Annotated in this window: 16 protein-coding genes; all 16 read left to right on the top strand. The window is 33.2% G+C overall.

Features of this window, described 5'->3' with window-relative positions:
* The first annotated feature begins 306 nt into the window (after window positions 1-306).
* Window positions 307-969 (top strand): CPBP family intramembrane glutamic endopeptidase, encoded by a 663-nt coding sequence (locus tag F5ESL0246_RS01360; RefSeq protein WP_122017768.1) that lies wholly within the window; start codon window positions 307-309, stop codon window positions 967-969.
* A 954-nt stretch (window positions 970-1,923) separates the two neighbouring features.
* The gene (locus tag F5ESL0246_RS01365) at window positions 1,924-2,283 is read left to right on the top strand and encodes a CPBP family intramembrane glutamic endopeptidase (protein WP_122017769.1); all 360 of its coding nucleotides are present in this window, start codon (window positions 1,924-1,926) and stop codon (window positions 2,281-2,283) included.
* A 592-nt stretch (window positions 2,284-2,875) separates the two neighbouring features.
* Window positions 2,876-3,070 carry a damage-inducible protein J gene (locus F5ESL0246_RS01370; RefSeq protein ID WP_233551569.1) on the top strand — a complete coding sequence of 65 codons (195 nt, stop codon included), beginning with the start codon at window positions 2,876-2,878 and terminating at the stop codon, window positions 3,068-3,070.
* 42 nt (window positions 3,071-3,112) lie between these two features.
* On the top strand, window positions 3,113-3,442 hold the full coding sequence (locus F5ESL0246_RS01375) for a replication associated protein (protein ID WP_122017770.1): 330 nt from the start codon (window positions 3,113-3,115) through the stop codon (window positions 3,440-3,442).
* A 744-nt stretch (window positions 3,443-4,186) separates the two neighbouring features.
* Window positions 4,187-4,678: a PTS glucose transporter subunit IIA gene (locus tag F5ESL0246_RS01380; protein WP_158592781.1), complete on the top strand. Its 492-nt coding sequence runs from the start codon at window positions 4,187-4,189 to the stop codon at window positions 4,676-4,678.
* Between the two features lie 31 nt (window positions 4,679-4,709).
* The gene (locus F5ESL0246_RS01385) at window positions 4,710-5,564 is read left to right on the top strand and encodes a PRD domain-containing protein (protein WP_122017772.1); all 855 of its coding nucleotides are present in this window, start codon (window positions 4,710-4,712) and stop codon (window positions 5,562-5,564) included.
* The gene (locus F5ESL0246_RS01390) at window positions 5,554-6,978 is read left to right on the top strand and encodes a PTS transporter subunit EIIC (RefSeq protein ID WP_122017773.1); all 1,425 of its coding nucleotides are present in this window, start codon (window positions 5,554-5,556) and stop codon (window positions 6,976-6,978) included. Before F5ESL0246_RS01385 ends, F5ESL0246_RS01390 begins: the two co-directional genes overlap by 11 nt.
* Window positions 6,979-6,990: 12 nt before the next feature.
* A complete protein-coding gene (locus tag F5ESL0246_RS01395) occupies window positions 6,991-7,755 on the top strand; it encodes a ChbG/HpnK family deacetylase (protein ID WP_122017774.1) in 765 nt (254 codons plus the stop codon).
* A gap of 460 nt (window positions 7,756-8,215) precedes the next feature.
* Complete coding sequence (locus F5ESL0246_RS01400; RefSeq protein WP_122017775.1) at window positions 8,216-8,512, top strand: HTH domain-containing protein; 297 nt, start codon at window positions 8,216-8,218, stop codon at window positions 8,510-8,512.
* Between the two features lie 295 nt (window positions 8,513-8,807).
* Window positions 8,808-9,737, top strand: coding sequence for a phosphate/phosphite/phosphonate ABC transporter substrate-binding protein (locus tag F5ESL0246_RS01405; RefSeq protein WP_122017776.1), 930 nt, complete (start codon window positions 8,808-8,810; stop codon window positions 9,735-9,737).
* Between the two features lie 316 nt (window positions 9,738-10,053).
* The gene (locus tag F5ESL0246_RS01410) at window positions 10,054-10,809 is read left to right on the top strand and encodes a DeoR/GlpR family DNA-binding transcription regulator (RefSeq protein ID WP_122017777.1); all 756 of its coding nucleotides are present in this window, start codon (window positions 10,054-10,056) and stop codon (window positions 10,807-10,809) included.
* A 23-nt stretch (window positions 10,810-10,832) separates the two neighbouring features.
* A complete protein-coding gene (gene lacA / locus F5ESL0246_RS01415; RefSeq protein ID WP_122017778.1) occupies window positions 10,833-11,261 on the top strand; it encodes a galactose-6-phosphate isomerase subunit LacA in 429 nt (142 codons plus the stop codon).
* Between the two features lie 70 nt (window positions 11,262-11,331).
* Window positions 11,332-11,850, top strand: coding sequence for a galactose-6-phosphate isomerase subunit LacB (gene lacB, locus F5ESL0246_RS01420; protein WP_199688549.1), 519 nt, complete (start codon window positions 11,332-11,334; stop codon window positions 11,848-11,850).
* Between the two features lie 260 nt (window positions 11,851-12,110).
* Window positions 12,111-12,596: a PTS sugar transporter subunit IIA gene (locus tag F5ESL0246_RS01425; protein WP_122017780.1), complete on the top strand. Its 486-nt coding sequence runs from the start codon at window positions 12,111-12,113 to the stop codon at window positions 12,594-12,596.
* An 11-nt stretch (window positions 12,597-12,607) separates the two neighbouring features.
* Window positions 12,608-12,922: a PTS fructose transporter subunit IIB gene (locus F5ESL0246_RS01430; RefSeq protein ID WP_122017781.1), complete on the top strand. Its 315-nt coding sequence runs from the start codon at window positions 12,608-12,610 to the stop codon at window positions 12,920-12,922.
* Window positions 12,923-12,944: 22 nt separating this feature from the next.
* Window positions 12,945-14,363, top strand: a complete 1,419-nt coding sequence (locus F5ESL0246_RS01435; RefSeq protein WP_122017782.1) for a PTS galactitol transporter subunit IIC — start codon at window positions 12,945-12,947, stop codon at window positions 14,361-14,363.
* The last annotated feature ends 4 nt before the right edge of the window (window positions 14,364-14,367 follow it).

Raw genomic sequence — 14,367 nt, forward strand, 5'->3', positions numbered from 1 at the left:
TACGGCATTGAGGAATGGTGCAATAACCTGCCGCGCAAAATCTTAGCCTACCACACTCCCGATGAATTATATGAGAAAAGATTAGATTGCATCTATCAAATCAAGTAGGGTGTTCAACTTAAAATTGTAATTTTCGATTATTCAAAAAATAAAAATAAACGAGAAACGAATTTACAAAGGTGGAAATAAATATTTGAAATGATTTAACTCAAGAATAATAAAATGACGATATAAAGTATTGATTGGCAGTCAAGCACGTTGGTGTATTTTGAGAAATCTTTTGATTTTGAAGGAATAATTATTAATATGAAAAGTTTAAAAAAGATCACAAACAAAGTTTTATATCTTTGTTTGTTTATGATATTATCTATAATTATCCAAATCCCTACAATAAGTGAAGGCTTTTTTGGGGGAGAAAGTTCGAAAAATATAAATTTATTTTTACATGTTGCGATAACATTTTTTAGTACGATAATTATATTTCTGATTGTTTATACTGTTTATCATCGTTTGAATTCCAAACCAATATTTGTGAAAAATAATATTATTAGAAGTTATAGTTTTGCAGTTTTATTTGCATTACTTTCACAGATTTTACAGTTTGCTATTACAGTGCTTGAAAAAGGAAACGATCAAGATTTAGAGTTACTAGCCGCTTCACAATCAAAACTTGCGCCAATTTTAATAATTACGTTAGTTTTGATTTCTCCACTTTTAGAGGTAGTGGTATGGCAAGGGATTTTACAGGGTGGTATTTTAAAAGATATACCTCCCCTTTTTTCAATAATAATTACGAGCGTATTATTCGCATTTGCTCATGGTTATTCCTTTAACTATAAAACTTTAGAGCTATTATGTTCAGGCATTTCGTATTCTGTTTTATATTATGTGACTGATGATTTGGGATCAGTAGTATTTTGTCACGGTTTATCAAATTTAATTGTCTATTTAATAAATTTTGTTTTTTGATCTTACTGTTATCCAAATCTATTTGTGCATCATAGTACTTAAAGAACATAATAAATTAAACCCAAAAGCTCAGTTAACTAGTTATAGCTAAGCTTTTTGGTTGTCTTTTTAATTTTATTAATTTGGCATTTTTCTTTAGTTTGGAAGAAACTTGTATAATTTTTGCTTCTTCAATTTTTGTTATGGGAACATAATATGGATGTGAGTATTCATTTTATCAAGTGAATTATTTAAATTATAAATGACATTTAATAGGATGAATTCACTTTCCTGAATTGTTATTTCTAAGGAAGTATATATAAAATCATCATCTATATAAGAGCTGTTAATTTTAGACAAGGGTAATTTTCAAAAAGCATAATAAGATAAATTTCTAGTTTTTAATGTGTATGCTTCCCTTTCAAAATGATGAATTTCTTGTCCCATTGAAGCACTATAATTTGCATCTAACCAGTATCACTGAAGTTATAAAGTTATCGCTATAATACCCATTTTATGTATAGTCTAGCTCATTTCTATACTTATCGAGTCGAGGTTATATACGGCATCATATAGTTGAGCAACCTTATCTAGCTTTTTACTGATCAAAATTTTTTTAAAAGTTTCATTGTTGATGAAAAAACATATACCTTTGAACAGTTTAAGCGGCGAATTCATTCAATTCATATTATATCAAAATTTATTGTGGAATTTTTTCAAGATAACGAATCTGAGTTTGAATAATTATTTGATGTTAAGTAAAAACAATGGAAGAAGATGAAAAAATGTTTGGCAATGAGTTATTAAATGATAGACAAATAGCAGATATAGGGGATAATTAGAAATGGATGTATTAATAGATAATAATTATAAAGAATTATAAGACGATGAACTAAATAACATATATGATGGTAGGTTTGATTTCTGCTTAGGAGCTGTTGCAAGTGCTATTTGGGAATTTTGCGATGGCTATAAATGACTACTGGGTATGATGCGGGTCAAAAAGAGTACCTAATAGAAATGCTTAAAACATCTCCACTAGCAGTGTTTATTATTTTTGGAAATATAATAATAGCTCCAGTATTAGAAGAAATATTATTTAGAGGTATATTACAATCTAATTTTTTTAAAAAAATAAATCCTATAATTAATATCTTTCTAACTGCATTTATTTTTGCATTCTTACATTCTGGACAAATTGATTGGGGGACCGTAGAAAATTTTGTTTTAGGCATAGGATTGGGAATTTCATGTTTTTATTCAAATAGCCTAGTTCAGCCAATAGCTATTCATATGGTTAATAATTTGTTAGTTATTTTGATTGGACTTTTTTAATATTGTGTCATAACACAGTACTTTCATAGAATATTTAATGCTTTAAAATAAAATTAGTGATACTTCAATAACTGTAAATGCCAGAGCGGTAAGGCTTTAACAACTTAAATCACACTGGCAATCAGCATAAATTAAGTTTGTAAAAATTAGTTATCCTTTGTGTATCAACGTTTTAAACAGATACGCGAAGGATAATTTGATAATTAATAACACAAACGAAACATAAAAATTACTGTGTTTCGTGACTGATTTTTTGACAGATACAAAGATTGATATATCAATCTTTGTAACCGCTTTTTAGTGTGCGGAATGAAGCTTTTTTACGTTATTGCAACTGTATGGTTATAGGTTTTACTGCGAGCGTCACTATTGACTGGTTGCAGTAAATTATTATCTTTTTTAATACTAGCAGCCCAAATAACTTTTTAACTCTTATAGAAAACTTAGAATAGTGTAAGTTTTATTATCGCTTTGTACGACAATAATGGTACAATTAAATTGAGATGATTAAGATGGCACAAACAGCAAGAATTGAAGCAAGAATGGATCCTATATTAAAGCTAAGGCTAGTAATGAATTAGAAAAACACGGTTTGAGTATTTCTGATTTTGTTAGAATGAGTTTGACTGAAGTTGCAATTGAGGGACTTCCAAAGCAATATATTGTGCCTACTCTTAGTGAAACTGTTCAAGCATCGCTAGCAGAGATAAAAGCAGATATGAATGGCACTAAGAAATTGCCAAAAGCTCATAATTATGAAGAATTAATGGAATTGCTAAATGAATAAAAAGAAATTGGCTTTTCTAGTCAATTTAAGAAACAATTTGCTATGAGACAGGTTGATCCTAATTGGAATAATGTTTTTAAAAAACATTTCTCAGAAGGAATTGATTCTGAAAGACGCCCAGCTTGGAAATATATCGTGGATCAGTTAATAGAGGGCAAACGTATTCCAAGTTATTTTAAGCCTCACCTGCTTCATGCTAAACTGAAATTAATTAAGCAAATTAAAAAAGGCCTAGGTAATCCGGCAGGTACGCCCATTAAAATAATTGATATTCATCTTAATGGTCAAACAGGCAATCACTTATTAATTTATTCGCAGTCCAAAACGGTAGTGTATTTAGTTGCTATTGGAACTCATAGTGAATTGTTTTAATTAATTAGTTGGAATCAAAGATGGAGCTAGCTAAGCAATTTAGAATTGGGTAAACATTGATAAATAAAGTTTTGAAGTCAACAGCCTGCCGGTTTCTAGTCAGCATAACCAAAGCAAATATAGTATTAAAGCTCGTTGTATCAATCTTGACATGACCGGCTTTTGCTTGTTATGAAGTATTTTAAATAGTTGTAAATTAATGTGAACTGTTATTATCAGTTACATTACAAGTCACATAAAGTAAAATAAGTTAAAAAGTTATCGTTATTAATTGTTTAAGAATGAACATAACCCTTGATGTAGCAGGCTTGATTGCCTGTTTTTTTGTGTGAATTAGTGTGACTAGAGTGTTTCTATTGTTAATAAATTTTGTTCTGTCCGACTTGCAACTTATTTCTCAACAAGTAAAAATTCTCTGTTTATTATTACAGATAATTCTTTTGTAAATTACAATTTTAAGTTGAACACTTACATTAATTAACTTAATAGATGCAATCTAATCTGCATTCAAATAATTTAAAAAGTGAAAACTATAACTAGCAGCAGGTAAGGGCTAAAAGTTTATTACCCACAAAAAGTTGACACTAATCGATAAATAAAAAGCGCTTGCATAAAAGTTGCTGATGTGTATAATAAAACTAAATGGATTGTTACTCTTTGAGGCATTACCACTAATTAAGTATTTTATGTACTTTTTAGTAGTGATGTCTCAAAGAGTTTTTTGTTTTTAGAAAGGAAATAATCTTGTTTAATTTTTTCAAAAATAAGAAACAAGTATTTACAGTTTCTGCACCTGTCAATGGTTTATTAACTAATCTTTGTGATGTTGATGATCCAGTGTTTGCACAAAAACTGATGGGTGATGGCTTTGCTGTTGCCTTAGGTGAATCAGCAAAACTGATTTGTTCACCAATATCTGCGAAAGTTGTTTCACTTCCAGAAACTAAACATGCATTAGGTTTAGTTTCTAGTGAAGGTGATGAAATTTTAGTTCATATTGGTATTGATACTGTTAATCTGAAGGGTAAGGGTTTCACAGCTTTGGTTAAAGAAAATGACATAGTTAAGCAAGGTCAGCCAGTTATTGAACTTGATCGTGAGTTGTTAGCTAACGAACATGCAAGTTTAATAACAATGGTGATTTTTACCAAATTATCTTCTGAGCATCAAAATTGGAATATGATCAAAAGTTTTGGTGATCAAGTAACTACTCAAGATGTGGTAGTTAAGCAATAAAATAATGTAATGTTGAAGTAGGGAGAGCCTAATGCAGGTTATTAAAAAGATTAATAATAACGTCGCAATTTGTTTAGATCAAAATTTTGATGAATTAGTAGCATTTGGCAAAGGAATAGGATTTCCTAAAATGCCATATGAGTTGTCCGATTTAAGTAAAATAAAAATGACTTTTTATCGGATGGATACACATAATTTCCAATTAATTAAAGAGATTCCTGAAAACATCTTAGAAGTAAGCGCAGATATTATTAAAAATGCACAGTCAATTCTTGATCATGATTTAAATCAAAATATTATGTTTAGTTTGGCTGACCATATTAATTTTGCAATAGAACGATCTAGAAAAGGGATAAAGTTTAATTATCCTTTTTCCTATGATATTCGGTCTTTATATCCTAAAGAATACCATGTAGGTGAAATTGCTTTAGACTTAATTAAAGAAAAAATAAAGATTCAGTTACCTCAAGAAGAAAAGATTGCAATTGCCATCCATTTTATTAATTCGCAAGTGGTTACTACTCTTCAACTAAGTGAAACTGGATTTAATTCAATTACTGAATTAGCAATTCAAGAAATTGAAAGTAAGTTTAATCTAAAGATAGATCGAAATGCTTTTATTTATAATCGATTTGTAACTCACTTACGCTACTATCTGAAACGATTGGAAAATAATGAACAAATTGATGATGGTTCTAGTAAATTAATTCGATCAAGCTTTAAGAAAAATTATCCAGAAGTATATCAATGTACAGTTGATATTGTCAGTAAAATTGACCAGCGATTGAAAACATTCAGTACAGATGATGAAACTTTCTATTTAATGATTTATGTTCAACGAATAATCTCACAAACAATAGATAATGGGGGAATAAATAATGAATAAAGATTACCAGAAAATGGCAGAAAAAATTATTGAAGCCATTGGTGGTAGTGGTAACGTAATAACTGCTACACATTGTATGACTAGACTACGCCTTAATTTAAAAGATATGAGTATTCCCAATGATGAGGCTATAAAAAAAATCACTGGAGTACTTGGTGTTGTGCGTTCTGCTGGACAATACCAAATTATTATTGGTCAAACAGTTAACGAAGTTTATGATGCCGTGGTACAAGTTGGCAATTTAGCTGAAGCAGCACCAATTGCAGAAAATGTAGATAAAAGCAAAATTCAGAAAAAAGAAAAACAAACATGGAAATCACTTGGAAATACTATTTTAAATAAAATCACTGGTAGCTTGACACCCTTGATTCCTATTTTAATTGCAGCATCAATGTTTAAAATGCTAGCTGCAGTTTTTGGGCCAACAATGTTAAATATGATTTCTGTTCAAAGTGATTTGTATCGCTTATTTTCTTTTGTTGGTGATGCTGGTTTTTACTTTTTCCCTATTGCAATTGGTTATACGGCCGCTAAGCAATTTAATACTTCACCAGTATTAGGAATTTTTTTAGGATCAATTTTACTTGATCCAGAGTTAGTTAAAATTGTTGCAGCCGGTAAGCCATTTACTGTGTATGGTATTCCAATGCATTTAACTAACTATGGCAGTACCGTTGTTCCAATTTTATTATCTGTTTGGATAATGTCATATATTGAACGTTTCTTTAATAAACATATTACTCCGGCACTTAGAACAATATTAGCACCTACTCTAACAATTGCTGTTATGTTGCCACTGGCTTTATGTATATTAGGACCTTTAGGAGGATTTTTGGGTGAATATGTTTCAAAAGGAATTATTTCATTCGGTCAATTAGGTGGTGTTGCAGCTATTATTGGAGTTGGAATAATTGGTGCTTTATGGGAGTTACTAGTAATTACAGGGATGCATTTGGTAATGATCAGTGCAATGATTACAATTGTAGCTCAAACTGGACATGATAATTTTATTATTCTTGGTTCTCTTGCCGCTAGTTTTGCAGTTGCAGGAATGAGTTTAGGTGCGACTTTGCGCTTAAAAGATAAAAAAGAAAAATCATTAGCGTTTAGCTATTTCATTGCCAATATAATTGGTGGAGTTACTGAACCTGGGTTATACGGATTAGCAATTAAATATCGTAGACCATTTATAGGAATGATGATAGGTGGTTTTGTTGGAGGAATATATGCAGCTATTATGCATGTATCAGGATATGTAATTGTACCAGTTGCTAATTTTATGTCTTTAACAGCTTATGTAGGCGGTTCAACTGTAAATTTGATTAATGGAATTATCAGTGCTGTCGTAGCACTAGTTGTTGCAGCAGTAGCAACATATCTTATTGGAGTTGAACCCAAGTCTAAGGGTGAATAAGGAGGAATTGAAATGAATAATTTAATTATTCGAGCTGATGATCTTGGTTATTCTAAAGGAGTCAATTATGGTATTTATGAAAGTATAAAAAATGGCATAATTAACAATGTTGGTGTGATGGTCAATATGGCAGATACGAAGCATGGATTAAATTTATTAAAGGACTTTGATATTGATATTGGTATGCATACAGTAATTTGTGCAGGTAAGCCAATTAGTGACCCTAACTTAATACCCAGTTTAGTTACTGAAGATGGTTATTTTAAAGCTTCCAAGACTTATCGACAAACTGATCATGATTTGGTTAATTTAGATGAAGTTGTTATTGAAATTGAAGCACAATATCAATACTTTTTAAAACTTGTTGGTAAAAAACCGGCCTATTTTGAGGCACATGCTGTTTATAGTAATAATCTATTGAAAGGTTTGAAAATAGTAGCTGATAAATACGATTTGCCTTTACTTCCATTTGATCTAAATTTGGATCCAGTTAAATTTAAAAAGAATACTACGATTACAAGTTTTATGGATAGTATGAAGCCTAATTATAATCCGTATACCACTTTTAATAATGCAATTAATTTTGCTAAAAATTGTCCGACTAATAATGTACCAATGATGGTATGTCATCCTGGATTTTTAGACCAAAGTATTTTAAATCAATCTAGTTTAACGTTACCACGTCCACAAGAAGTTGCTTTTTTGTGTGATTCGAAGACTCGTTTTCAAGTTATTGACAAAAACATTCATTTAGTCAGATATTCAGAATTAAGTTAAACTCAGAATATTAATTAGGGGTCACGTCAGTATTTAGGAAATAATTTTTATAATCATTAAGTACTCTATTATTGTTAAGTATAGCAATTAATAATAGAGTGCTTTTTTGCTTTAACCTCATCTATCTATAATAAAAATAAATCAACCTGTATACACTTTAATTCAATTTGAAAATATTAGTTAATATACGAATTGTTTAAACACAAGTTAGATTATATCTATTGAGCTTAATTATGATAGGTGTTGGACTTAAAATTACAATTTTCGATTTTAAAATGGTCGTTAGAATATTGATTTGAATTTTATAGTTAGGATTGCTAATTTAAAAATTCATACTGTATCAAATATCTAGCAGATTGTTTATTTAGCTGAAAATGTAAAAGTTTTCAGTTTAAAACGTGTAACAAGTTTCATTTTATTCGGCTTATTATTTAACTGAGAGTTAGAAGTAGGTGAGAATATGATGTTGTATCACGAATATTTGTTGTTGAAGATGTTGACAGATTCAAATTCATTATTGAGTATTAGTCAAATTGTTGAACAGTTGAAAATAACGCAAAGGACAGCCTACTTATCAATTAGTGGCGTAAATGAATGGCTTGAATCACGCGATTTAAACAAGATTATGACTGTAAGAAATCATGGCTATTATGTACAACTTTTCCACCGTGTGGGTGATGAGGATGACGACGATGCCCAAAAGATAAGATCGATTGGTAATGGTAAAGTAATTAGCGACAAGAAGTACAACAGTTAATGTTTTTATCAGAGCGAACTCATTTGAGCTTGTTTTTTGTTAATTATCTTTCGCAAACAAAATATTTGTGCTATTATTTTTCTTGGTTAAATGATAGTAGAAGGGAGTTAGTAAGATGAAAAATTTGGTCGGTTTAAAAACAATTTTTTCATTACTAACTTTTACTTTTATCCAAGTCATACAATCGTTTTTATTTTTAATTGTTGGATTCAATAAAAGACTTAATTTTTCACTTTCGTGTTAAACATTAAGTCTTTTTTATTGGTCAATTTTTTGCAAAACTCGGGAGGAAATTATGTCAAAAATAAGAAAAGTGCTCGTCACTATAGTTGCGATGCTCAGCGTGGTTGCCTTAGCAGGTTGTTCGAATTCAAACAAGAAAGAGAACGCAAGTGGCACACCCAAGTCATTGAACGTTCAATTCGTGCCAAGTGTTGCAGCCGACAAGATGGAAGGTCAGGCTAAGCCGATTGAAAAAATGCTTTCAAAGCGCCTCGGCATCCCAGTTCATGTTACCGTGTCGACTGATTATAATGCGGTCATCGAAGCAATGAAATCTAAGAAGGTTGATGCAGGCTTCTTGCCAGCCGACGCTTACGTGCAAGCACATAAGCAAGGTGCAGCTGATGTTTTATTGCAATCTGAACGCTATGGCTTGAAAGCGCCGGAAGGTACTTGGACTAATAAGTTAGTGCATACTTTGCGCTCAGAAATCTTAGTTAGAAAAGGTTCGCCAATCAAGAGCTGGAAGGATCTGAAGGGTAAATCAATTTCAATTCAGAACCCAACTTCGACCACGGGTTATATCTTCCCAGTAGCAGAATTGAAACAAAAAGGATTTGACATTAAGCGTAATTGTAAGTTGGTCACAGTTACCGGACATGACCAAGGCGTGCTTAATGTCTTAAATAAGGATACCGATGCCGCGTTTGTTTTTGAAGATGCGCGTAATAATGTTTTGAAAGATAATCCGAAGATTAAGTCACAAGTTATTCCAATTTATTACACGCGTCCGGTTCCTAATGACACGATTTCGGTTGTACCAGGTATGTCCAAGTCTTTTCGTGAAAAATTGGCTAACGCCTTCATAGAAATTGGTAAGTCTAAGGAGGGTAGAAAAGTGATTGAGAGCGTTTATGATCAAGAGGGCTACATTCGAGCTAAGGACAGCGACTATAATATAGTTCGTAAGTACCAAAAAATTGCCGAAGAAGTCAAAAATTAGTTAGGTTGTATGCAATATTGACAAAGCTAGTTTGGTGAAAATCAGGCTAGTTTTTTGTTTGTAAACTAATTTCGTGTAAGACAAATGTAAGATAAAGTAATGGTATATTTTTGTAAATATTCGTTTTTACCTATTAAAAAGTTTGAAAATGCATTATATTTTTACTTAAGGTAAACAAAATTAAACAAATGTAGTAACCACTACTAGTCTTCTTATGTTTATCAAACATGTTCAAACATTGACAAACAAAATAGAACAATTATACTAAAAGATGAACTAAGTTAGTTGCTTAATCTAGTTTAAAAAGTAGGTAACCATGTTAAAAAGTGAAAGATTAAAGACAATTTTACAGATAGTAAACACGCAAAAGTTTGTAACAGTCGATGAATTGGCTCAAGCACTCAAGGTGTCTGATATGACAATCAGGCGGGATCTAAATGAATTGCATAAGTCCAACAAGATTATGCGTATTCACGGTGGCGCGCAGCTTTTGTCAGACCAAAGCCGTATTGAAAAAAGTTACAAACAAAAAAGAGAGATTCATAGTAAGGAAAAGATTGAAGTTGCCAAGCGCGCCTGCAATCTAATTCATGAAAATGATTCAATTTATGTTGGTCCGGGCACTACTTTAGAATTAATGGTTGCTAACCTTAAAGTTAAGCATCTAAGGATAGTGACTAATTCACTGCCAGTTTTTGAAGTGGCTAAAAACAGTCCTAATAATTATGATCTGATCATGATTGGTGGTTCTTATCGGAGAATCAGTGGTGCTTTTTTAGGAGCTCTTGCTAATAGTGAACTTGCAACAATGTCTTTTTCAGTCGGCTTTGTAGGTGTTAATGGCATTAAAGATACTTCTATGACAACAGCTAACTTAGAAGAGGGTCAAACCGAAGGAATCGGATTGGATCATTCACAAATTAAATTGATAGTGGCTGATTATTCTAAATTGGATCACAGCGATTTTCATCAATTTTATGACTTGCGCAATGTTGATGGTTTGATTACTAATCGTGGTATCGATCCTGAATTGGAAAAACATTATAGTCAATTTACAACTATTTATAAGTAGTTGTTTTGAGAGGAGTTTTAGCTATGAAAGTTGTTATTGGTAGCAATCAAGCTGGCTTTGACTTAAAGGAAAAAGTCAAGCAGTACTTGGAGGATCACAATTATGAGGTCTTGGACGTTACACCAAAAGCAGCAGCAGATTTTGTTGAATCTAGTTTGCTTGTTACACGTGAAGTGCTGAATAACGGTATTAAAAAAGCCATCATGTTTGATGAATATGGTGTAGGATCAGCAATGGCCTCTAACAAGGTCAAAGGGATGGTCACTGCAAATGTAAACGAGGAAAGAACTGCTCACATGACAGCAATGCACAATGGTGCTAAGGCGATCGCTTTGGGTAGTGGTATTGTTGGTGAAAAGTTAGCTTATTCGATTGTGCAGCACTATCTTGATACTGACTATGCTGGCGGACGGCATCAAATTCGACTAAATATGTTAGAAGAAATGATCTAAAGGAGGGCTAGAAATGTTAGATAATGATCGACCACAACCAGAATTTGTTGATCCTAAAATTGATAAGCATATGGTGATTGCCTTGGGTAATGACCATATTGTGACTGCCGTAAAAATGGCAATTTCTGATCATCTTAAGGATGAAGGCTATCGTGTAATTGATGAGGGTACACATGACAACACACGAACCCACTATCCAATGTATGGTAAGCGTGTGGCAGAGGATGTTGCTGATAGTCGCGCTGATCTTGGCATCGTTCTTTGCGGAACGGGCATCGGTATTTCAACGGCTGCTGATAAAAATGAGGGCATTCGAGCAGCGATGGTTGGCGACGCTACCCAAGCTGAATATGCCCGCCGTGAATTAAATGCAAATGTTATTGGCTTCGGCGGTATTGTGCTTGGACGTGATTTCATTTTTGATATTGTAGATTCATTTTTGAACGCTAAGTATGCCCCAACTGACGATAACCGCAAATTAATTACCAAAATTGATGGTATTGCAAAGCCAAATCCTGATCAAAAGGATAATGTTCACTTCTTTGATGAAGAAAATAAGAAGTGGGCCGAAGGCGTATACCACGACTAATAAAAGTAAATAAAAAACAAAATTTAATCGCACACAAAAGTCCATGGTCAAACAGAATCATGGGCTTTTTTAATTAAAGCGGTAAAGTTAAGCAAACCACTAACTCATGAAGTTTTTGACATTCTTATTTACTGAAATTTGTAAAATTTGTTGCAATTTTGAATCCGATTACATATAATAGCAATAGACAAGCAAACAAAATAAAACATTTTCAAACAAAAACGAAAGTGCTTGCCTAGTATGGAAAAGGAGTCTGAGCTGTGAAAGTAGATAGCTTGTTTTCACCAAAAGCTGTATTTGTCAGCGATGCGATTGATTCAACCGCGGTTTTAAAGGAAGTTTCAGAGAATTTGCTGCAACAAGATCTTGTTAAGGCTGATTTCTTTACTGAAATCGCCAAACGAGAGGCCGATTACCCGACTGGAATTGACACGTCACCGATTGCAAAAGAACTGCCTAATATTGCAGTACCGCACACTGAAGGGGAATTTGTTAATACGCGTTTAGTAATTCCGGTTGCCTTGAAGTCGACGGTTGGATTTAAAAATATGATTGCGCCTGATCAAGAATTACCAGTGAAATTCTTATTTATGATTTTAAATAATGATCCGGAAGGACAGGCAAATATCTTGGCACAAATCATGGACTTTCTTCGACTTACGTCTGTTTCAAAACTACAAGAGTTATTCAGTCTTACTGACCCTGATAAAATTTATCAGTTTTTAAGTGAGTATTTTAAGCAATAGGGGGTATTTTTATGAGTAGAGAAGTTAAATTTATTGCTGCATGTGGGGCAGGGGTTAACTCATCGCACCAAATTAAAGATGCAGTTGAGGAAGAAATGAAAAAGCGTGGCTATAACGTTAAGGTTGATGCTTACATGGTTAAAGATGTCAATGAGGAATTATTGTCACACTATGATGGCTACCTAACAATCGCCAAGACTGATCTTTCATTTACACCGAAGATTCCGCTGATTGATGCCGGTGCTATTTTGTACCGGATACCAACAATGGCCAAACCGGTTTATGACAATGTAGAAAAAGTAGTTAAGGAAATTAATGCAAAATAGTTTTATTTGAAAGGAACTAATAATGAACGGAATAATTAATTTCGCTAATTCACTTTTTAAACCACTGATTGATATGGGTGCAGCCACGATAATGCTAATCGTGTTAACACTTATTGCTTTACTCTTTCGGGTTAAATTTTCTAAAGCGCTCGAAGGTGGTATGAAATTAGCGATTGCGATTACGGCGATCGGTAATATTATGAATATGCTAACTACGGCATTTCAAAAACCAATGATGCAGTTTGTTAAGCACACTGGAATTCATATGGATATGCAGGATATGGGTTGGGCACCATTAGCAACAATTACTTGGGGTTCGCCTTATACCCTTTTTTACCTCTTAGTATTAATCATTTTGAACGTTGTTTTACTAGTAATGAACAAAACCAACACTTTGGATGTTGATATTTTTGACGTTTGGCATTTAGCCTTTATCGGTTTGTTCTGTGTTTATGTCGGAGCACCATTATGGCTTTCGACTCTACTGGTTATTTTTATTGGAACAATGAAGATCATCAACTCTGATTTGATGAAACCAACTTTCAATGACTTACTTGATGCGCCTGAAGGTAACCCAATGACGACCACGCACATGAATTATATGATGAACCCTATTATCATGGTCTTCAACAAGTTCTTTGATAAGTGTCTTCCGTGGCTTGATAAATTCGACTTTGACTCAACTAAGTTGAATGAAAAAATTGGTTTCTGGGGCAGCAGATTTGCCATTGGTGTTTACCTTGGTGTCTTTGTTTCCTTACTTGCAGGCAATAACTTTGCCACTGAACAGGGATGGAAAGATATGTTTACGCTATCCTTTGTTGGTGGTTCATGTATTGAACTCTTCTCCGTTATTGGCTCATGGTTTATTGCTTCGGTTGAGCCGCTATCACAAGGAATTGCAGACTTCGCCACCAAGAAATTTTCCGGCAGGACATTTAACATTGGTCTTGACTGGCCATTTCTTGCTGGTCGGTCTGAAATCTGGGCAGCTGCCAATGTCTTGGCACCAATTATGATGCTTGAAGCAATGGTTTTGCCTGGTAACAGATTAATGCCACTCGGTGGTATTATTGCCATGGGTGTAACGCCAGCTTTGTTAGTTGTTACTCGCGGTAAAATCATTCGGATGATTATTATCGGTACGGTTGAATTACCAATCTTCCTTTGGGCAGGCACAATGGTTGGTCCATTTGTTACCAACATGGCTCACTCAGTTGGTGCAGCAATTCCGGCCCACACATTGGTTTCTGATACCACGATGGAAGGCCCAGTTGAAAAATTCTTGGCTTATCTAGTTGGTAATGCATGGAAGCAACACGGTATGTTCATTGTTTATGCAATTGCCGCTTTGGCAGTTTATCTTCTATTATTCTGGTGGTATGCACGTGAAATGAAGAAGAGGAATATAGAATATGCCGCAGCTGAAAAGCATAGTTAATTAC

The organism is Lactobacillus sp. ESL0246 (assembly GCF_003692965.1).
Classification (GTDB): Bacteria; Bacillota; Bacilli; order Lactobacillales; family Lactobacillaceae; genus Lactobacillus.

What these genes read in the sequence shown, in the direction of transcription:
- F5ESL0246_RS01360 (WP_122017768.1), top strand. Translation starts at nt 307, where the DNA reads ATGAAAAGTTTAAAAAAGATCACAAACAAAGTTTTATATCTTTGTTTG.
- F5ESL0246_RS01365 (WP_122017769.1), top strand. Translation starts at nt 1,924, where the DNA reads ATGACTACTGGGTATGATGCGGGTCAAAAAGAGTACCTAATAGAAATG.
- F5ESL0246_RS01375 (WP_122017770.1), top strand. Translation starts at nt 3,113, where the DNA reads ATGAGACAGGTTGATCCTAATTGGAATAATGTTTTTAAAAAACATTTC.
- F5ESL0246_RS01385 (WP_122017772.1), top strand. Translation starts at nt 4,710, where the DNA reads ATGCAGGTTATTAAAAAGATTAATAATAACGTCGCAATTTGTTTAGAT.
- F5ESL0246_RS01395 (WP_122017774.1), top strand. Translation starts at nt 6,991, where the DNA reads ATGAATAATTTAATTATTCGAGCTGATGATCTTGGTTATTCTAAAGGA.
- F5ESL0246_RS01400 (WP_122017775.1), top strand. Translation starts at nt 8,216, where the DNA reads ATGATGTTGTATCACGAATATTTGTTGTTGAAGATGTTGACAGATTCA.
- F5ESL0246_RS01405 (WP_122017776.1), top strand. Translation starts at nt 8,808, where the DNA reads ATGTCAAAAATAAGAAAAGTGCTCGTCACTATAGTTGCGATGCTCAGC.
- F5ESL0246_RS01410 (WP_122017777.1), top strand. Translation starts at nt 10,054, where the DNA reads ATGTTAAAAAGTGAAAGATTAAAGACAATTTTACAGATAGTAAACACG.
- lacA (WP_122017778.1), top strand. Translation starts at nt 10,833, where the DNA reads ATGAAAGTTGTTATTGGTAGCAATCAAGCTGGCTTTGACTTAAAGGAA.
- lacB (WP_199688549.1), top strand. Translation starts at nt 11,332, where the DNA reads ATGGTGATTGCCTTGGGTAATGACCATATTGTGACTGCCGTAAAAATG.
- F5ESL0246_RS01430 (WP_122017781.1), top strand. Translation starts at nt 12,608, where the DNA reads ATGAGTAGAGAAGTTAAATTTATTGCTGCATGTGGGGCAGGGGTTAAC.
- F5ESL0246_RS01435 (WP_122017782.1), top strand. Translation starts at nt 12,945, where the DNA reads ATGAACGGAATAATTAATTTCGCTAATTCACTTTTTAAACCACTGATT.